We start from the raw sequence: 19,159 nt of genomic DNA, 5'->3' as shown, positions 1-19,159 counted from the left end.
TTTTAAGCCCCTTTTCTAGCATTCTTGCCCGCCTTGGCAAAGGAGTTCTTGGCCCGGCTTCTCAGGTATGGCACCGCCAAGAAGAGGGCAACGATGATAGCCGTGAACAGCTTCATCATGTTCGGGTTCATCTTCAGCCACAGAACCAAAGTGTAAACCACGTAGTAGATGATCGCCCCGACTACGACGAAAATCAAGTGGCCGGCAAAGTTGAGCTTCTTGCCCAAAATTGCTTCGCCTAAAACTTCACCGATGATGACAGCAGCCAGGCCGATAACGATTGACCCACGGCCGGCGTTGACGTCAGCAAAACCAGAGTACTGGGAGGACAGGGCACCGGCCACGGCAACTAAGCCGTTGGAGATGGCCAGACCTAAAACCTTCATCCGGTTGATGTTAATGCCTTGTGCCTTGCTCATTTCCGGATTGCAACCGGTCGCTCTAAGGGATGACCCAAGCTCAGTCCCGAAGAACCAGTACATCAAAGCGACCAAAGCGATGACGATCAAACCGCAGACCAAGATAGATTCGTTGACCGTCAAACCAGAGATAACCAGGCCAGGGGTCAAAGAGCTGATGGCCGTGTTGGCCTTGAAGTCCATGATGGCTAAGTTGATGGAGTAGAGGGCATACTGGGTCAAAATCCCGGCCAGGATTGCCGGAATCCCAAAGAGGGTGTGCAGCCAGCCCGTTACCGCGCCGGCCAATAGACCTGCTAAGAGGGCTACCAGAACCGTCAGCCAGGGGTTGACGCCCTTCATGATCAAGACGGCTGAGACTGCCCCGCCTGTAGCGAAGGTCCCGTCAACCGTCAAGTCCGCGATGTCCAAGATCCGGAAAGTAATGTAAACGCCCAGGGCCATAATGCCCCAGAAGAGCCCTTGCGCGACTGACGCTGGCAAACGGCCAGCCAAGTCGAGGAAGCTCAATGATGATAAGTATCCTGCCATAATGTCCTCCAGTCTCAAGCAGCTTTTTACAAAATGAAACTAAAAACTAGTTCTTGTAAGCCTTGTAGCCGGCTGGAACCTTGATGCCCAGCTTCTTGCAGATGGTTGGGTTGTATTCCTTAACTGGGTTCTTGTAGTATTGAACCGGCATTTGACCGACCTTCTTTTCGCCCTTGAGGATTTGCACGGCCATCTTGCCAGTTTGCTTGCCCAGGCCGTAGTAGTCGATAGACAGGGTGGCAACCCCGCACTTGCTCATGATCCCTTCTTCACCGGCGATGATCGGCACCTTGGCCTTCAGAGCCACGTTGTTGATGGTCTTTGCACAGGATGCGGCAGTGTTGTCGGTTGGGATGTAGATGACGTCGCTGGCACTAGCTGCCTGCTGGGTAACAGAGTTGACGTCGTTGGTGTCGGAAAAAGTGTACTTAGTGACCTTTAAGCCGTCCTTCTTGGCGTACTTGGCCACTTCATCAGCCTGGTATTTGGAGTTTGGCTCAGCTGAGCAGTAGAGGATGCCCAGCTTCTTAGCCTTAGGAACAAAGTCCTTGATCATTTTTTCCTGCTTGTCCAAAGGAGCAAGGTCGGAAGTCCCGGAAATGTTGCCGCCAACCGTACCGTTGAACTTCTTCAGGTTCAAGGCCACTTGGTAGTTGGTAACCGCCGTTCCCAAGATTGGAATTGACTTAGTAGCCGCGCTGGCTGCCTGCAGGGATGCCGTCGCGTTGGCCAAAATCAAGTCTTCATTTTCAGAAGCAAAGTTGTTGCAGATCGTGGTGGCTGTTGAGGAGTCACCTTGAGCGTTTTGCGTGTCGAACTTGACATGGCTCTTCCCCAGTTCCTTGGTGACTTCATCCTTGAAGCCCTTAGTAGCCGCGTCCAAGGCTTCGTGCTGGACCAGCTGACAGATGCCGATCTTGTAGACCTTGGAAGAAGACTTGCTGGATGATGATGACGATGATGAGCTGCAGCCAGCTGCCGTGAGCGCCATGACGGCTGCGGCAGCGGCGACCATAATTCGCTTGACCTCTTTCATGATTTGTTCCTCCCATATCAGACAAAAAGTAATTTAATATTTCTGTAATCTTTATTTCATAGTCTTAATTTTAAAGGAACTTGGCTTATTGTCAATAGATTTTTCTTTTCAACTGCTAAAAAGATCTCTATTGATAAAACTGCTTATTTTTTGTCAGAGAAAAAGAAATACCGCTAAAGATATCTGCTTAGCGGTATTTCTGAATGATTGAGTTCTGAGGATAATTAGTGATAAAAAGCTATTGATAAGAGATTAGGGAGAATAATCGGATTTTAGTCCAGCATCTTCTTCTTGAGCATAAAACTCATTTCGATAACCAAGAGGACGCAGCAGATGCCGCCGAAGATAAAGCCAAACTGGGAGCTAGTGTTGTCAAAAATCTTCCCAAAAGCAGCATAGAAATAGGTCGACACGAAGTTGGCCACGGAACCGGCTGACAGGGCCAGGCCAGTCAAGCCAGCTGAGTTTTCCTTGGTGGAATTGCGGTTGACGGCGGCCATAACGTATGGCATAAAGAGGCCGAAGGCCAGGGCAACCATGCAGTCACCGGTGATAAAGGCACCCATCCCGTCGCCCAGGCCCATGATGAAGTTGCCGGCCCCAATCAAGGCGATAGCTAAAATCCCGGCATATTTCTTGGCCAGCTGCATGTACTTGCCAAAGAAAAGGCCAGCTACCAAGGAAATGATGGCAACGCCGGCTGTAACATTGGCGGCGTCAGTCGCGGTCCCGGAATGAGTTTCCACGACTGTTAGGCTGAATTCCAGGATTCCGGAACTATAGGCCATATTAAAGAGGAACATGGCCAGCATCCACCAGATGACATTCAAGTTGAGCTTGGTCTTACCTTTAGCTGGCATATCTGCTGGAGCTTGAACTTTTTGGTCTTTTGGCAGGTAGATCCAGGTCAGGAAGAAAATGATCAAACCGATCAAGTAGACACTAAAGCCGGTCCGCCAGCTGGTTTGGATGAAGAGGCCAACGATAAAGGTCATCAAGGTGTTGGCCAGGCCGGAAAAGGCACTTTGGAAGCCCATCAGCTTGTTTCTTTCCTGGTCGGTGTAGTAGTCGGCCAAAAGGCTGGTACCGATTGGCTGAACCAGGCCCACGCTGAAACCCAAGAAGAGGCGGGCAATCAAGATGACGGTGAAGCTGCTGACAAACATGGGCACGATCCCGCTGGCCACGAAGAGCAGGGCCCCGAACATAAGCAGGTTCTTTTTGCCAAATTTGCTGGTCAAAAGGCCAACCAAAACCAGGGCTAAAAGCTGGGTGGCGTTAGGCAGGGAGACGAAGGACTTGAGCATGACGTCTGAGATGCCTGGATAGCTGGCCTTTAAGCTCGGCAGGAAGACTGAGCCCAGGCCCACCCCAGTTAAAAGCAGGGTGGAAGACAGGATCGCGGTCTTGAACATCAAGCTGCCGGAATTGACTTGCTTTTTGCTCTTACTCATTGTGTTCTCCATGACCCTAGCCTTCTTTCTGCATAATCTGGTCGATCCAGGCGAAAAGATCATCTAAGTCATAGTCGCCGCTGTGCGGGATCCCCCATGGCAGGGCAAAGTCGACTTCCTTGTCCTGGTTGGCCAAGAGGGTGGCCAGGATTACCGGAATAGCAAAGGAAGTGTCCCGGTCGCTGGCTCCGTGCCGGATCCGCCAGTACTTTGGCGTGTCTGTCTTGCCGCTGAGCAGGTGGGTAATCGGGTTGACCGCGGCGATCAAATCTGCCGGCGCCAAAGTTGTGTCTACATGGCTGTGTTCTTGAGAGAACTGGGTAAAGTGCCGGGGCTGGCCGCCAATCTCACTGAAGAGGTCGGTTTCCGGACTTTGAGCATCCAAGTCATCAAAGGCAGGAACAGCCTTCATTCTGGTGATGAAGTGGAGGTACTTGTCCCAGTCAAGGCCGGTAACCTTGCCGTCTTCAACCGTCAAGTAGTCAGCTTCCGCTAATTCCGGCTTGTCAGCCAATGCCTTTTGGGCAGAAGCCTTCAAGTATTTGACGATTAAGTCACGGAAAGAGCCGCTGCCGTCTGGGTTTAGGGAAAGAAGGGTGCCAGTTTCCGGATCCTTCAGCTCTAAGGAGTTGAGGTAGGCAATGAACTGGTCTTTTAATTGCGGGGAGAGGGCCTTTTCTTCCTCAGTCAATTCACCGGAGATTGGGACAAAGTTCGGTTCCCCATCCTTGAAGCCGTCAATCTTGGTCCGGTGCCAGTCGTTGATCCCGCAGAATTCCCATTCATAAGCGGCGTCGGCGTGTTCCAAGTTGTGGATCGGGCAGTAGGCGGAAACGGCAAAGATATCGTCAGTCCCAGGTGCTGCTCCGATTTCTGCCAGATATTTGGCAAAAAAGCTGCTGTTGCCGCTAGCACCCGTCAAGGCACTGGTCGCCCCGCCGGCACTGGTCCCGTTGGTGATGATTCTTTGGGCGTTGCCTGGCAGGCGGCCAGAGTTGTACTTAACCCAGCGAACTGCTGCCTTCATGTCGACGATAAAGGCTGGTGCCTTGCCGCTTGCCAAAGTCCGCCCGCGCAGACCAGCTGAAATTACGACATAGCCGCGCTTTAAAGCAGCCACGATGGTTTTGGAGTTGGATGGAAAATTCTTGTTGCCCGGGTAGTCGCGGGGACCTGGCATATAGCCGCCAACCGTGTTGGGCATAAAGATCGGGGCGGTTTCTCTGCTGTAGGCAGCGCACTTTTCGCCTTTAGCGTAGGCGGCGGGAGCGAATACATTCACTTTCTGAATTGGATCTGCAGGCTTAGCCACGTAGTCCAATCCTTCCCAGCTGCAGTATGCAAAGCCGTCCTCTGTCTGCTTGACCGTGTATTTTTCCGGGTCAAAAAGTAATTTTTTGCTTGCTTCTGTCATGTTTTATCTTCCTCCTTCAGATTTCTTACTTAGAATTCTAGGAGGAGAAAACGCTTTTATCAATTCGCTTTAAGCTGGGACTTATTCCAAAAGGTAATCATTTACCCAGGACGATTTCAATGAAGCGGCGGATGTGTTTGGGCGGGCGCTGCTGGTCGTCTAAGAGATGAGGGTTTACCACTAGATTGAGGTAGAGGGGCAGATCTTCTTTAAGGGGGATGATGACCGTGTCCTTGGCCTGGTAGTATTCGGCCTGCTTTCTGGGCAAAATGGCGGTGCCAGCGTCAGCTTGGACCATGGAGACCAGGTTTTCAATCCGGTTGGCGGTAAAAACTACGTTAGGGTACTTGTTCAGATCCGTTTGGTCATGATTTTCATAATAGTTGGCAAACCACTGGCTAAGCAAGCGGTATTCCGGGCTGGTCATGGGTGTGGACAAGAGGGGTTCGTCTTCGAGTTCGGCTAGACTGATTTGATCTTGGCTGGCTAAAGGCGAAGCGGCTGGGCACATGGCGACCAGATCTTCTTTTAAAATGTTGCAGCTGGCGGGAGATTTTTTAGCCGGGGCGGTTTCTCTGACGAAGACCAGGTCGACCTTGTCCTGGTCAAAGCGGGTGTTGATCTCTTCCGCGGCCAGCTCCTGGACATTGCATCTAAGGCGCGGCATGGCAATCATGGCTTGTTTGATGAGGCGTAAGAGGCCGTACTCGATCATGACGGCAGTTGAGCCGATGTTGATCTCGATCTTTTCGTTGGCTTGATTTTCCTTGAGGGCAGTCAAGAGCCACTGGTTGGCGTCCAAGATTCCGTGCCCATAGCGGACGACCAGGAGGCCGGCTTCGGTTAGTTCAAAGTTCCGCCCCTTGCGCCGGACCAATTGGCAGCCCAGGTCCTTTTCCAGACTTTGGATGTGCTTGGTCAAAGTAGACTGGGAAATGTAGAGGGCGTCGGCCGCCTTTTGGTAATTTTTGACTTGAGAGAGGGTGATAAACTGTTGCAGGTATTCGATTCGCATCTCTGAGCTCCTTTCTTTTGACCTACTTTAGCAAAAAAAGGAAAAGATTCTTTTAAACTGCATGAAAAAAGCGCTCGTTTGAGCGCTTTTTTCAGGATTATTCAGTAAAGAACTTCTGCAGGCGGCTTGCCGCGTCCTTGACTTGGGCGAGCGGGCAGGCCAGGCTGATTCTGATGAACTTATTGCCGTTGCCCCCATAAACGGTGCCAGGGTTGACGATCAAGCCCGTCTTTTCCCGCAGCTGCTGGGCAAATTCAGCGCTGTCGTCAGTGACGGAGCTGACGTCGACCCAGACCAGGTAGGTTGAATTCTCAGAAGCCAGCTTGATCTGGGGTAGATTTTTCTTCAAAAAGTCAGCCAGGTAGTTCCGGTTCTTCAAAACATAATCTTTGAGCTGATGGACCCAGGCATTGCCCTTGGTGTAGGCCGCGATAGTTGCCGGGATAGCCAGGAGGTTGGGTTCAGCAACGTCGTATTTGTTGACGGCGCGGACGAAGCGCTCGCGCAAGATTGGGTCGGACACGATCGCCGTAGCGGCGTGCAGGCCGGCCAGGTTGAAGGTTTTGCTTGGCGAAACCAGGGTGATGGCGTTCTTGATCAGCTTTTCATCCAGGGAGAAAACCGGCGTGTAGTCATCGCCTTCTAGGACCAGGTCCCCGTGAATTTCGTCACTGATGACGATGACGCCGTGCTTTTGCGCCAAAAGCAGGATCTTTTCCAGCTCCTCCTTGCTCCAGACATGGCCAGTTGGGTTGTGGGGATTGCAGAGGATCATCATGGTGGTCAAAGGATCGGCCATTTTTTCCTCAAGGTCGGCCCAGTCAACGGCATAACGAAGCTTGTCCGGGTCATAAGTCATCTGGCTGGCCAGAACCTGCCGGCCGCTGTTGATGATTGAGTTGTAAAAAGTGTTGTAGATCGGCTCCAGCATTAAGACTTTGTCGCCGGTCTGGCTGAAATGGTTGACGCTGGCCGTAATTGCCGGGATCACCCCGGTCATGAAGGTCATCCAGCTGGTTGGGGCGCTGGATGCGTGCTCTTTTGCATACCAGGACTGGACGGCCTTGAAGTATTCTTCAGTTGGGTACTCGTAGCCAAAGACCCCGCTGTCCACCTTTTCGTGCATGGCTTCTATGATCTCCGGGGCGGTCTTGAAGTCCATGTCTGCAATCGTCATCGGCAGCTCGCCGTCTTTGACCTCCCACTTGATGGAGTTGCTGGCCTTGCGGTCAATCATCGTATCAAAATCGTAGTTCATTTTTTCTCCTATTCGTGTGCTGCTAAAAGCGGAATGTTGTCATTTTTTAAATAGTTCACATATTTTTGCGCCTGCTCAGCCAGGTCGCGGTCAGAAATTGATGATGCGCCGGCCGTCACGAAAGGCGTCAAATACTTGGTGCCGATTAAGTTGCTGGTTGCCTGGAAGGGCCGGAGCAGTTCGCTTACCGTGTAGTTGACGGAGCCGCTGTGCTGGTAGTTGTCAGCCGGAGCGCCAGGGGAAACGGCAAGCAAGAGTTCCTTCCCATGCAGCTTGGTCCCGGTTGATCCGTAAGCCCAGCCGTATTCTAAAACCAGGTCTTCCCACTTCTTCAAAAGAGGCGGGCAGCTGTACCAGTACATCGGAAACTGCAGGACGATCCGGTCGCTGGCTTCCATGGCGGCCTGCTCGGCTTGGACGTCGATCTCCCAGTCAGGGTAGAGCCGGTAGAGGTCGCGGACTTCAAAGCCCGCCTCGCTGGCAGCGGCGGCCAGGGCCCGGTTGACCTTGGAAGCGGTCAGATCCGGGTGAAAAAGAAAAATCGTTGTCTTCATAAGTTTGCCTCCTGTCTCTTGTTCAGCTTAGTGCAAGCCGGAAGAAAAAAGCAAGTTTTTTGACCCGGAATGCTATTCTTCGAGGACATACTACCATTTTTAGAAAGCATTTTTCCATTGGCCACCCGCCAGTTATGCTTAAAATGTAAGATATTTGCCCGTGGCTGCAGTACTATTCCAAAGAAGAATAGCGATGTATAACTTTTATCGATTAGTTATAAGAGGCAGATGGAATTATACTAGAGAAAAAGATTGTGACGAAAATTGAATGAGAGGAGATTTCCGGAAATGAAAGAAATCAGCAATGGCTACTATGACGGCGAGCGCCCCCTGTTTGGAACCCGGGACGCGGTGATCAAGGACGTGACTTTTGGCACGGGCGAATCGCCTTTGAAGGAAGGCCGCAACCTGGACTTAGACGGGGTGCTGTTTACCTGGAAGTACCCTCTCTGGTACGACAAGCATGTCAAAGTAAAAGACACGATTTTTGAAACCATGGCCCGGTCAGGGATCTGGTATACCGACGACATTACGATCACCGACAGCAGCATCCAGGCGCCAAAGCAGCTGCGCCGCTGCGACGGGGTAACTTTGGATCACGTGCATTTTTCCAATGCGGAAGAAACCCTGTGGACTTGTAAAAATGTCCGTTTGACCAATCTGACGGTCAACGGGGACTACTTTGGCATGAACAGCGAGAACATCTACATTGACCACCTGGATTTGATCGGCAACTACTGTTTTGACGGGGCAAAGAACGTGGAAGTCCACAATTCCCGCCTGGTTTCTAAAGATGCCTTCTGGAACTGCGATAACGTGACGATTTATGATTCCAGAATCAGCGGGGAGTACCTGGCCTGGAACACCAAGAACATCACCTTGATCAACTGCACGATCGAAAGCGACCAGGGCCTGTGCTACATCGACGGGCTAAAGATGCGGGACTGCCGGACCCGGCGGACCGACCTGGCCTTTGAATACTGCCAGAATATCGATGCCGAAATCACCGGCGACATCATGAGCATCAAGAACCCGGTCAGCGGGAAGATCAAGGTCGGTCACGTAGACGACATCATCCTGGACGACCCGGAGATCGACTTTGACCAGGTTGAAATCGAGACGGCTGATTAAGCGATTTTTTAAAGAAAGGACAAGGTCTTCATGAAGACAGCAGTATTTGCGGAAAAAGGAAAAATGGCTTTGGTTGACGCGCCTAAGCCCAAGCTGGAAAAAGACGATGACGTCATCATCAGAGTAATCCGGGCCTGTGTCTGCGGGTCAGACTTGTGGAACTACCGCGACGTCGACCACGTCGGCGCTGACTCCGCCAACTCGGGCCACGAGGCCATTGGGATCGTGGTGGAAACTGGTTCAGCCATCACCACGGTCAAGCCGGGCGACTTCGTGATCGCGCCGTTCACCCACGGCTGCGGCCAGTGCCCAGCCTGCCGGGCGGGCTTTGACGGGGCCTGCCAGGGGCACACGGACAACTTCAGCGGCGAAAACCAGGCTGAATACATCCGTTTCCAGCACGGGCAATGGGCCCTGGTGAAAATTCCGGGCAAGCCGGAAGACTACAGCGAAGGGATGCTCAAGTCCTTCCTGACTTTGGCTGACGTCATGGCCACTGGCTACCACGCTGCCAGAGTCGCCGGCGTCAAGGAAGGCGACACGGTCGTCGTTATGGGCGACGGGGCAGTTGGCCAATGCGCGATTATTGCCGCCAAGATGCTGGGGGCTAAGCGGATCATTTCCACCAGCCGCCACCCGGACCGGGCCGCTTTGGCCAAGGAATTCGGGGCAACTGACAATGTGGCCGTCCGCGGCGATGAAGCGGTCAAGGCCATCATGGCTTTGACCGGGGGCTTCGGGGCTGACGCAGTTCTGGAATGCGTCGGCACTGAACAGTCAACGGCAACCGCCATGGCTGTCGGCCGTCCAGGCTCAACTGTCGGCCGGGTCGGTCTGCCACACGTGCCTGCTCAGGATATGACCAGTCCGTTTTACAGAAATATCAGCGTGGCTGGTGGTCCGGCTTCGGTAACGACTTATGACAAGGAGGTCCTTCTTGATGCCGTCCTCAAGGGTGAAATCAACCCGGGCAAGGTCTTTACCGGCAGTTTCAGCCTGGATGAAATTGACCAGGCTTACTCAGCCATGGACAAGCGCGAGGTCATCAAGTCCTACGTCATCGTTGATTAATTAGTGTATTTTGCTGTAATCGGGGAATGACAATGAAACGTACTTTGATAATAATAGGGTTTGTTTTGGCGGCCGGAGGCGTTTTTGCTTTTTACCCTGGCCAGCAGACCAGCTCTCTTTCACCAGAGTCTGCTCTAAAGGTTTCGCAGGTCAAGAAATCGTATTCTGCCGCCCAAAAGGCCAAAAAAGTAGTTCCGGTCACGGCGATGAAGGCGTCCAGCTCGAAAAAAGCGGCTGAGCCTTTAAAGAAGACTTATCCTGCCAAGCTGGTTTTTAAAAAGATGGGATACTAGCATATGAAAAAACACCAATTTGCATCAGTCATGACCGGGATTGTTTTGTTTCTGTTCCTGCCTCTGCCCTTGACCCTGCTTCTCAACCGCTATCTGGTGGACAGCCTGGCCAATCTTCTGGCGATCGACCTGGGGATCGCGGCTTATGTCTGGTGGCTGGCCATTGTTTTCCTGGCAACCCGGCCTAAGTGGCTGGAAAAGCGGCTGGGTCTGCCAGTCATGTATGCTTTGCATGGGATGCTGGGGATCGCGGCGCTTCTGGCGGTGACGGTCCACAAGCTGGATCTTTCCTCTTTCCATGCCATCATCCGGAACACGGGAAACTTTGCCTGGGGCTTAGAAATCGTGCTCATTCTCCTGGCCGTGGTCTTCCTGTCCGGCTGGCTGAGTGACCGAATCGTCTTTTTTGACCGCTTGAAGAAAAAACTGCCCCACCAGTTGAGTCTTTGGCTGCACCGGCTGAATTTTGTCGTAATTGGTTTGATTTGGCTGCATGTCCAGGTGATTCCGCGGATCAGAAATTTGCCATATTTTACTCTGGCGTTTAACCTGTACACACTGTTCTTCTTTTCCTTATACGCGTACCAGAAGTTCGTGGCAGATGGCGACCCGCGCCGGCAGGGGCAGCTGGCGGGCAGCAGAAGCTTGGCCCGCCGCGTTTTGGAAATAACCGTCAAGCTGGGAGAAGATGCCCCGAAATTGGAAGCGGATGGCTATTACTTCTTGTCCGTCAAGGCTCCGGGTTTTTCCAGAGAAAAGCATCCCTTCTCCGTTTTCAAAAGAGGAGACAAGCAAGTTTCCTTCTTGATCCATGAAGTCGGCGACTACACCCGGAAGCTGGCCGATCTGCCGGTTGGCAGCCAGGTAAATTTGGAAGGGCCGTATGGACTTTTTGACCAGATTTTAAGGGAGAATCCAGACCGGCCCCTGGTTGCTTATGCCTTGGGGACAGGGATAGCGCCCTTGATCGACCTGGCGGAAGAATATGCTGGCAAGCGGCCTGTTCACTTGATTTGGTCAAGGGGGCAGGAGGAAAATTACCTGGCTGACCGGTTCACTGGCCTGACCGAAAAGGGGGCTAAAGTGGACCAGCAGGAGCACCGCTTTAAGGATGACCAGCTTAAGGAGATCCTGACGGCTGAAGAAATCAGCCGGGGTCTCTTCCTGGTGGTTGGCTCCGGGATGGTGCTCAAGCGGGTTGAAGACAAGCTTCGCCAGTTTGACGTTGAAAAGAACCGGATTTTTGACGAAAATATCGGTATGTGAAATAACAGCACCAATTACGGTGCTGTTATTTTTTGTGTAATTATTATAACTTAAATATTATACACACCGGTAATGCTTTTGCTGATAATTCTACTTAGAGTAGCGCAATTTATAGCTTTTTAAGTAGAAAAGCATAGAAAATTAATTGTTAGTCGTTCAGCTTCATTGTAAAATTAAAATAAACGATAAAGGGAGGGTCTTGTGATGAGCAATTGCGCGGAACTTTTTGCCCAGGAAATTCCATTTCTTGAAGAGCTGAACGCCGGCCGGCTGGAGAGCTTTTTTAAGGGCGGCGGGCAGATTGTAGATTCAGAAATGCTGGACAATTTTGAGTTGCAGGATTTTGATCTGCCGTCTTTGCGCCAATACCAGGCCCTGCTGGAAGCCAGGGGAAGCCGGAGCTATGTGGCCTTGGATGACGAGAGCTTTTTGAAATCGATCGGCCTCATCAAGGAAGACCGGTCATCCAGCCAGCGGGTGTGGAAGTACACCAAGGCGGCACTTTTGCTGTTTGGCAAGTACGACTCGATCCGCTACGTTTTCCCTAGCTTTTTCATTGATTTCATCAGCAATCCCGACCAGCCCGATCTAGGCAGAATCTATACTTCTTCAGAAAATGGCTGCCCGGAAAATCTGTTTTCCTTCTACATGCAAGTCCGGCAGCGGTTTAACCGCGATATCCAGGATTCGCCGAACCGGGAGGAGGAAGATCTGGTTTTACATGAGGCCTTGGTCAATTTCCTGGTTCACGCGGATTACTCTTCCCACTTGTCCAGCAAGATCACGATGAAGGGGACGGCGATTGACTTCTTCAACCCGGGAGGGATGCAGATTTCCACCAGCGATTTCATTAAAGGTGGCAAGTCCCTGCCCCGCAACCCCTTGATTTTTTCAGCCTGCATGCGGGCAAGGCTGGGTGAAAGATCGGGCAATGGCGGCCAGCGGATCTACCAGACCATGGCCAAGCTCCAGGCGACTCAGCCGAAGTTGCTTACTGACAAGGACAGTACGGAATTGATCATTGATTTTAAGAGGGAAAACGAATAGCAGCATCGCGGGGATGCTGCTATTTTTTGCGAAAAAAGTTGTATACAGTTGTAGCTAGTTGTAGTCAGTTGTATAAGAAATCAAAAGTTGTAGTCAGTTGTATACAGTTGTAAAAACTTGTATAATAAGAATTAACACAAAGACAAACATTAAAAGGAGGGCAGACATGTATTTAGGTAAAAACCCGTTTAGTATCTCTTTTGGACGAAAACCAGTAGAATATATTACCCGTTTAAGTGACAGCAACAGAGTAATTACAACGTTTACTCAACCACCTGTAACTGATCAAGTATATATTTTGATGGGTATCAGAGGTAGCGGCAAGACGGTTCTTTTGACGGACATCTGTGAGCGGATCGGTCGAATGAAAAATTGGCTGGTAATCAAGATTAGTCCTCTAGATGATATTCTGGAAGCTTTGTACAGCGACTTGCAAAACAGCCGTTATTTCAATCCTAACAATTACGAAGCAAGTTATGGCCTTTCATTATTCGGCGCAAGTGTTACGGTTAACCACCAGCGGCCGGAGCTTAATCTGGTAGATGCCATTGACAAGACTTTGGCGGCCTTCCAAAAGCAGGGGATTAAAGTGTTAGTAGCAATCGATGAAGCAACCAACACCCCGCAGATGCAAAGATTTGCCAGTGCTTTCCAACTTTTCATCAGTAATAATCGTCCTTTGTACTTTTTGGCAACTGGCTTATATGATGAAATCATGTCCTTGCAAGATGTTAAAAATCTGACTTTCCTTTACCGGTCGCCAAAGATTGTGTTGGCGCCTTTGAACCAGATGGCGGTAGCCAATGCGTATTCCAGCATCTTCAAGCTTGATCAAGAGCAGAGTATAAAAATGGCCAAGTTGACCCGGGGCTATCCTTTTGCTTTTCAGACTCTAGGTTATGTTTGCTGGGAGCAGGGAAATTGTGAGATTGGCGAAGATACTCTGCAAGAATACGATCAGCTCTTAGCTGATGCTTCATACGCCAAGTTATGGAGTGAGCTGTCTGAATTGGATCAGCGTGTTTTGAGCGTGATTGCTGAAAACGAAGGCGGAAAGGTGAAGGAATTCCGTGAACGGCTGGAAATGAATCCTAACCTGTTCAATCAATACCGGCGCCGACTCAAGAACCAGGGCTTGATCGATACCCGCCGATATGGAACCATCTCCTTTGCCCTGCCTAGATTCGCGGAGTTTGTTCGCTTTGAAACTTATTAATCAAACGAAAATCGCAGCACCATTATCGGTACTGCGATTTTTTATCTCGATAATTTTAACCTAACTAATCGTTCTTGCGTTTTTTGCCAGTGAATGCAAAAAGAAGAGTACTAAGCAAAGTCAGAATCATTGCTGCAAGATTGTAGTTAGACTTCTTTTCACCAGTTTGTGGCAAAGTAGTTTCATTACTCTTGCTAGTAGTGACATGTTTATGTTTACTTGGCGTACCACCATGACTAAGCTGCCGGGTAGCAGGCACGTTAGGAGTAGCCGGCTTCGAAGGCACCGTTGGAGTAGTAGGCTCGTTAGGTGTAGTTGGCTTTGAAGGCACCGTTGGAGTGGTAGGCTCGTTAGGTGTGGTTGGCTTCGAAGGCACCGTTGGAGTGGTAGGTTCGTTAGGTGTGGTTGGCTTCGAAGGTACCGTTGGAGTGGTAGGCTCATTCGGTACTACCGGCGTAGTCGGTACATCTGGCGTAGTTGGTGTAGTCGGCACATCCGGTTGAGTAGGTGTAGTCGGCTTATCTGGCGTAGTTGGAGTGGTCGGCACATCCGGCGTAGTAGGTGTAGTAGGCACGTCTGGTGTAGTCGGCGTAGTAGGCACATCCGGTTGAGTAGGTGTAGTCGGTACGTCTGGTGTAGTTGGCGTAGTTGGTACGTCCGGCGTGGTTGGCGTAGTAGGCACGTCTGGAGTAGTTGGTGTAGTCGGCTTATCTGGCGTAGTTGGTACTGCTGTGTAAGGAATGACAACTTGCAAGATAGCACCATCGGTGGTGGTGTCTGCTTCCTTAAGGAGTGCCTCAGCTTGAACGCTACCAACAGTTTCCGCACTGGTTGATGCTAAAGCGCTGACTGCGCCCATGAACTGCTCGTAAATCTTGCTTGCATCGATCTTATAGTTATCGATAGCTGGGTTGCTTACCGCGCTAAAGCCGCCGGAAACCGTCCAGTCGCCGTAAGTCTTTTCGCCAGTGACGTCGTTAGTGTAAATGTCTCTAGTTAAAGTGATAGCACTAGACTTGTAATCACCGCTGATCGAGTACCGGTCACCACCTTCATCAAAGGCCGCATTAAAGATTTCCACAGCAGTAGAATCGGCCCCGATCTTGTCCTCATCAACGTATTTAATTTGCTCGCTAAGAATTTTAGTTTCTTGTGAGACAGAGATGTTCTGCTTATAAGGAACAACAACTTGCAAGATAGCACCATCGGTGATGGCATCGGCTTCCTTAAGGATTGCATCAGTCGAAACACTGCCGACGCTGTCCGCACTAGTTGACGCTAAAGCGCTGGCTGCATCCATGAACTGCTCGTAGATTTTGCTTGAATCGATCTTATAGTTTGCAACGTCCGGGTTGCTTACCGCGCTAAAGCCGCCGGAAACCGTCCAGTCGCCGTAAGTCTTTTCGCCAGTGACGTCATTAGTGTAAACGTCTCTAGTTAAGGTAACCATGCCAGACTTGTAGTCACCACTGATAGAGTACTGGTCACCGTCCTTGCCAAAGGCAGCATTAAAGATTTCCACAGCGGAAGGATCAGTCCCGATCTTGTCCTCATCGACGTACTTGATCTGCTCAGTGAGAGTCTTAGTTTCCTGTGAGACTGAGATGTTTTGCTTATATGGAACAACAACTTGCAGAACAGAACCATCAGTGATGGCATCGGCTTCCTTAAGGATTGCATCAGTCGAAACACTGCCGACGCTGTCCGCACTAGTTGACGCTAAAGCGCTGGCTGCATCCATGAACTGCTCGTAGATTTTGCTTGAATCGATCTTATAGTTTGCAACGTCCGGGTTGCTTACCGCGCTAAAGCCGCCGGAAACCGTCCAGTCGCCGTAAGTCTTTTCGCCAGTGACGTCATTAGTGTAAACGTCTCTAGTTAAGGTAACCATGCCAGACTTGTAGTCACCGCTGATAGAGTACTGGTCACCGTCCTTGCCAAAGGCAGCATTAAAGATTTCCACAGCGGAAGGATCAGTCCCGATCTTGTCTTCATCAACGTACTTGATCTGCTCAGTGAGAGTCTTAGTTTCCTGGGAAACCGAGATGTTCTGCTTATATGGAATGACAACTTGCAAGATAGCACCGTCAGTGATGGTGTCTGCTTCCTTAAGGAGTGCCTCAGCTTGAACGCTACCAACAGTTTCCGCACTGGTTGATGCTAAAGCGCTGACTGCGCCCATGAACTGCTCGTAAATCTTGCTTGCATCGATCTTATAGTTATCGATAGCTGGGTTGTTTACCGCACTAAAGCCGCCGGAAACCGTCCAGTCGCCGTAAGTCTTTTCGCCAGTGACGTCATTAGTGTAAACGTCTCTAGTTAAGGTAACCATGCCAGACTTGTAATCACCGCTGATAGAGTACTGGTCACCACCTTCATCAAAAGCCGCATTAAAGATTTCCACAGCAGAAGAATCTGCCCCGATCTTGTCCTCATCAACGTATTTGATTTGCTCGCTGAGAGTTTTAGTTTCTTGAGAAATTGAGATGTTCTGCTTATATGGAACAACAACTTGCAGGATAGCACCGTCAGTGATGGCATCGGCTTCCTTAAGGATTGCATTAGCCGAAACACTGCCAACAGTTTCCGCACTGATTGATGCTAAAGCGCTGGCTGCGCCAATGAATTGTTCGTAGATTTTGCTTGAATCGATCTTATAGTTTGCAACGTCCGGGTTGCTTACCGCGCTAAAGCCGCCGGAAACCGTCCAGTCGCCGTAAGTCTTTTTACCAGTGACGTCATTAGTATAAACGTCTCTAGTCAAAGTGACAGCACTAGACTTGTAGTCGCCGCTGATAGAGTACTGGTCACCATTGTTGCCAAAAGCCGCATTAAAGATTTCCACAGCAGAAGAATCGGCCCCGATCTTGTCCTCATCGACGTACTTGATCTGTTCACTGAGAGTTTTAGTTTCTTGAGAAATTGAGATGTTCTGCTTATATGGAACAACAACTTGCAGAACAGAACCATCAGTGATGGCATCGGCTTCCTTAAGGATTGCATCAGTCGAAACACTGCCGACGCTGTCCGCACTAGTTGACGCTAAAGCGCTGGCCACGCCCATGAACTGCTCGTAGATCTTGCTTGCATCGATCTTATAGTTATCGATAGCTGGGTTGCTTACCGCGCTAAAGCCGCTGGAAATAGTCCAGTCACCATAGCTTTTTACACCGGTCGCCTCCTCAGTGATCACATCTCTAGTCAAGGTAACCATGCCAGACTTATAGTCGCTGCTGATCGAGTATTGATCACCATTGTTGCCAAAAGCCACGGCAAAAATTTCCTCAGCAGTAGAATCTGCCCCAATCTTGTCTTCATCGACGTACTTGATCTGCTCAGTGATCGTCTTGCTTTCTCTGGTCGTGATCGTGCTGCCGCTGCCGAAGCCGCCAGCATCCCCGTTTCTGTTTAGCGGAACGTTATACGTCCCGGCGCGGCCGTCCTCAAAGTGCATGCTAGTTCCGCTCCCGGCAGAAGGCAGGGTATCTAGTTGGAAAAAGTAAGCCTTGCCCGCGTACTGGGTCAAATCAGTCTGGTCGTAAGTAAAACCATTCTCCTCAGTAGGGATGCTTGAATCATAGCCATTGCTTGTTGTTCTGGTTTGCTTTTTAATCAAGTCTCTTAAATAGTCTTGCAGGTCCGTGACAGTTGGCGTAGAAGTGATGATACTGTAGACGGTCGTGTCCCCGGTAATATTTTTTCCATCGATATAATGAGCTTGAATATCTTCCGGAAGCTCGCTTAACTTCTGGTCTTCGCCAATTCTGACGGTTTGCCCCGCGCTATTAGTGTAGCTGACTAAATCGTCAGGCACTGCAAAAACTTTAAGCGTCGAGTAAAGCGGGATCTGCATCTTGTCAAAATATGATCTGAAGTCCGCGTTTTCCAAACTGGTCTTAGGGTAGTTGAAGTAGTATCCCCACTGGTAGACAGTGTTGTTGGCAACCGCGCTGTCGATAAACTGCTTCACATCGCCGTCGCTGTTGGCCTTCAGCAAGTCCAATTCATGCTCAAGCGAAATATCAGTGGAGTCGCCATCGCTCGCGCCGGGATTATATCTCATTTCATCGGTCAGAGATCTTTCTTCCATGGAAAAACCGTAGAGGATCTCATCGCTTTGGACAAAATCCTTGGCCGGCGTAATCTTGGCGTACAGAACCGGGCCGCTAGTTGTTGAAGAAACTGCTGTGCCGTCGCTAGTAGTAATCACCGGCGTTAAACTGCTGTCTTTTCCTTCGTCACTTAAGCTGGGATTGATTGCCCGGTTGGCTTGGACAGGAATGTAAAAATCCGCGCTAGTAGCGTTGGTGTTTTCAGCCCGGCTTAAAGTGAGGGTGCCGTCACCGTTATTAATTAAGTTCCAAACCGGCTTGCTCTGTTCAAGCAGGGTGGTAGTGCCCGCGTTATAGGAAATGACAAAATCCTTGCTGCTGTTTCTTAAGCCGCCCGCGTTGTCAAAAGAAATCGTAAGCGGGGTGGTATTCTCCGCTAAGCCAGAAATGTTGAAGCGCAGATAGATGTTTTGATTGCCTGGCGTCAAATTCTCAGGCTTGTCCGGGGAACTTTCGATTTTGCCAGCAGGATTGGCACTTTTGGCATTTTCCGCGCTGTCGTAGACAGTGATGTTGTAGTTGACATTGCTTTGCTTACTTTCCTGGGCTTCAGTGTTATTTTGGGAAGTGCTTGTCTCGTTTTCCGGGATGCTGCTTTCAGCGGCTGCCGCGCTTTCTTTTGCTGGTTCAGCAGTCTCCTTGTCTGCTGTTTCTGCTGAAGCAGTTTGACTGCTTGTTACATCTGCTTGCTTTTGCTCAGCAGCAGTAGCAGTCTCTTCCCTAGTAGATTCGCTGCTTGTATTTTCTGCAGTTGCCGTGTCTGTGACGGTAGATTCGTTACTAGTACTCTCTTCAGTTGCGTTTTCCGCAGTAGCAGTCTCTTCCGCGGCAGCAGTAGCATTCTCGCTGCTAGTATTCTCTGCAGCTGCAGTACTAGAGCTTGTATCTGCCGCGCCGGTGTCACTCGCACTGCTGCTTTGCTGCACGACAGTTTCAGTCGCTTGATCGTCAGCCGCGTGCACCAGTTGCCCGTTACTTACGAAAAAGCTGGTTCCTAACGCAACTGCCGCCAGGCCAAGCGATAATTTACGAAAGCCAAACTTTTCTTTCCCATTTAATTTGGCGTTGAAGTAGGGATCGTGTTTATGGCTCATGATTATCAGTCCTCTATGATTTTATACTAAAACAACTATATATTTATGTAAAAATTTTTATGTATCATTGAAAAACGATACATGCTTAGAAAATTACACTCAATTGGCTATAAGAAAAGGACTTCCTCTACTTATAATCTAAACGAACAATATTAAAGTAAGTCCTTATAAATAATTTTAGCAAAAAATCGCTATAATGGACGATCAAATACGAAAAAGCGATGAATATTACAAAAAATGCCTTGTAA

The 19,159-nt window shown here is 50.1% G+C and carries 14 protein-coding genes; 6 read left to right on the top strand and 8 right to left on the bottom strand.

The window, feature by feature from the left end:
• Positions 1-2: 2 nt before the first annotated feature.
• The 7 genes from ACYVUU_RS09665 to ACYVUU_RS09635 form a co-directional block, all read right to left on the bottom strand.
• Positions 3-950 carry an ABC transporter permease gene (locus ACYVUU_RS09665; protein ID WP_439774863.1) on the bottom strand — a complete coding sequence of 316 codons (948 nt, stop codon included), beginning with the start codon at positions 948-950 and terminating at the stop codon, positions 3-5.
• Positions 951-996: 46 nt separating this feature from the next.
• A complete protein-coding gene (locus ACYVUU_RS09660; protein WP_439774862.1) occupies positions 997-1,986 on the bottom strand; it encodes an ABC transporter substrate-binding protein in 990 nt (329 codons plus the stop codon).
• A 272-nt stretch (positions 1,987-2,258) separates the two neighbouring features.
• Entirely contained in the window at positions 2,259-3,440 is a 1,182-nt protein-coding gene (locus tag ACYVUU_RS09655; protein WP_439774861.1) for an MFS transporter, read from the bottom strand.
• Positions 3,441-3,456: 16 nt separating this feature from the next.
• Positions 3,457-4,854, bottom strand: coding sequence for a subtype B tannase (locus ACYVUU_RS09650; protein ID WP_484498907.1), 1,398 nt, complete (start codon positions 4,852-4,854; stop codon positions 3,457-3,459).
• Between the two features lie 97 nt (positions 4,855-4,951).
• Positions 4,952-5,869, bottom strand: a complete 918-nt coding sequence (locus tag ACYVUU_RS09645; RefSeq protein ID WP_439774859.1) for a LysR substrate-binding domain-containing protein — start codon at positions 5,867-5,869, stop codon at positions 4,952-4,954.
• Between the two features lie 97 nt (positions 5,870-5,966).
• The gene (locus ACYVUU_RS09640) at positions 5,967-7,127 is read right to left on the bottom strand and encodes a MalY/PatB family protein (RefSeq protein ID WP_484500754.1); all 1,161 of its coding nucleotides are present in this window, start codon (positions 7,125-7,127) and stop codon (positions 5,967-5,969) included.
• A gap of 8 nt (positions 7,128-7,135) precedes the next feature.
• Entirely contained in the window at positions 7,136-7,681 is a 546-nt protein-coding gene (locus ACYVUU_RS09635; RefSeq protein WP_484498908.1) for an NAD(P)H-dependent oxidoreductase, read from the bottom strand.
• A 288-nt stretch (positions 7,682-7,969) separates the two neighbouring features.
• Here ACYVUU_RS09635 and ACYVUU_RS09630 point away from each other — a divergent pair, with 288 nt between their 5' ends.
• From ACYVUU_RS09630 to ACYVUU_RS09605, 6 genes are all read left to right on the top strand, one after another.
• Entirely contained in the window at positions 7,970-8,812 is an 843-nt protein-coding gene (locus ACYVUU_RS09630; RefSeq protein WP_439775692.1) for a DUF3737 family protein, read from the top strand.
• A 30-nt stretch (positions 8,813-8,842) separates the two neighbouring features.
• Positions 8,843-9,883: a zinc-binding dehydrogenase gene (locus tag ACYVUU_RS09625; RefSeq protein ID WP_439775691.1), complete on the top strand. Its 1,041-nt coding sequence runs from the start codon at positions 8,843-8,845 to the stop codon at positions 9,881-9,883.
• 32 nt (positions 9,884-9,915) lie between these two features.
• A complete protein-coding gene (locus tag ACYVUU_RS09620; RefSeq protein ID WP_439775690.1) occupies positions 9,916-10,176 on the top strand; it encodes a hypothetical protein in 261 nt (86 codons plus the stop codon).
• Between the two features lie 3 nt (positions 10,177-10,179).
• On the top strand, positions 10,180-11,442 hold the full coding sequence (locus tag ACYVUU_RS09615) for a ferric reductase-like transmembrane domain-containing protein (RefSeq protein ID WP_484500753.1): 1,263 nt from the start codon (positions 10,180-10,182) through the stop codon (positions 11,440-11,442).
• 204 nt (positions 11,443-11,646) lie between these two features.
• A complete protein-coding gene (locus ACYVUU_RS09610) occupies positions 11,647-12,489 on the top strand; it encodes an ATP-binding protein (RefSeq protein ID WP_439775687.1) in 843 nt (280 codons plus the stop codon).
• Between the two features lie 166 nt (positions 12,490-12,655).
• A complete protein-coding gene (locus ACYVUU_RS09605) occupies positions 12,656-13,705 on the top strand; it encodes a P-loop NTPase family protein (protein WP_484498910.1) in 1,050 nt (349 codons plus the stop codon).
• A 64-nt stretch (positions 13,706-13,769) separates the two neighbouring features.
• On the opposite strand, the gene ACYVUU_RS09600 is transcribed toward ACYVUU_RS09605, so the two are convergent.
• On the bottom strand, positions 13,770-18,911 hold the full coding sequence (locus tag ACYVUU_RS09600) for a mucin-binding protein (protein WP_484500752.1): 5,142 nt from the start codon (positions 18,909-18,911) through the stop codon (positions 13,770-13,772).
• Positions 18,912-19,159 lie beyond the last annotated feature (248 nt).

The sequence above is a fragment of the Lactobacillus sp. WILCCON 0058 genome (assembly GCF_057198005.1).
Note: the sequence above shows the minus strand (reverse complement) of the source record. Positions and strands in the feature narration are given on the sequence as shown.

Coding starts and splice junctions, on each gene's coding strand:
- ACYVUU_RS09665 (WP_439774863.1), bottom strand. CDS start 950: ATGGCAGGATACTTATCATCATTGAGCTTCCTCGACTTGGCTGGCCGT.
- ACYVUU_RS09660 (WP_439774862.1), bottom strand. CDS start 1,986: ATGAAAGAGGTCAAGCGAATTATGGTCGCCGCTGCCGCAGCCGTCATG.
- ACYVUU_RS09655 (WP_439774861.1), bottom strand. CDS start 3,440: ATGAGTAAGAGCAAAAAGCAAGTCAATTCCGGCAGCTTGATGTTCAAG.
- ACYVUU_RS09650 (WP_484498907.1), bottom strand. CDS start 4,854: ATGACAGAAGCAAGCAAAAAATTACTTTTTGACCCGGAAAAATACACG.
- ACYVUU_RS09645 (WP_439774859.1), bottom strand. CDS start 5,869: ATGCGAATCGAATACCTGCAACAGTTTATCACCCTCTCTCAAGTCAAA.
- ACYVUU_RS09640 (WP_484500754.1), bottom strand. CDS start 7,127: ATGAACTACGATTTTGATACGATGATTGACCGCAAGGCCAGCAACTCC.
- ACYVUU_RS09635 (WP_484498908.1), bottom strand. CDS start 7,681: ATGAAGACAACGATTTTTCTTTTTCACCCGGATCTGACCGCTTCCAAG.
- ACYVUU_RS09630 (WP_439775692.1), top strand. CDS start 7,970: ATGAAAGAAATCAGCAATGGCTACTATGACGGCGAGCGCCCCCTGTTT.
- ACYVUU_RS09625 (WP_439775691.1), top strand. CDS start 8,843: ATGAAGACAGCAGTATTTGCGGAAAAAGGAAAAATGGCTTTGGTTGAC.
- ACYVUU_RS09620 (WP_439775690.1), top strand. CDS start 9,916: ATGAAACGTACTTTGATAATAATAGGGTTTGTTTTGGCGGCCGGAGGC.
- ACYVUU_RS09615 (WP_484500753.1), top strand. CDS start 10,180: ATGAAAAAACACCAATTTGCATCAGTCATGACCGGGATTGTTTTGTTT.
- ACYVUU_RS09610 (WP_439775687.1), top strand. CDS start 11,647: ATGAGCAATTGCGCGGAACTTTTTGCCCAGGAAATTCCATTTCTTGAA.
- ACYVUU_RS09605 (WP_484498910.1), top strand. CDS start 12,656: ATGTATTTAGGTAAAAACCCGTTTAGTATCTCTTTTGGACGAAAACCA.
- ACYVUU_RS09600 (WP_484500752.1), bottom strand. CDS start 18,911: ATGAGCCATAAACACGATCCCTACTTCAACGCCAAATTAAATGGGAAA.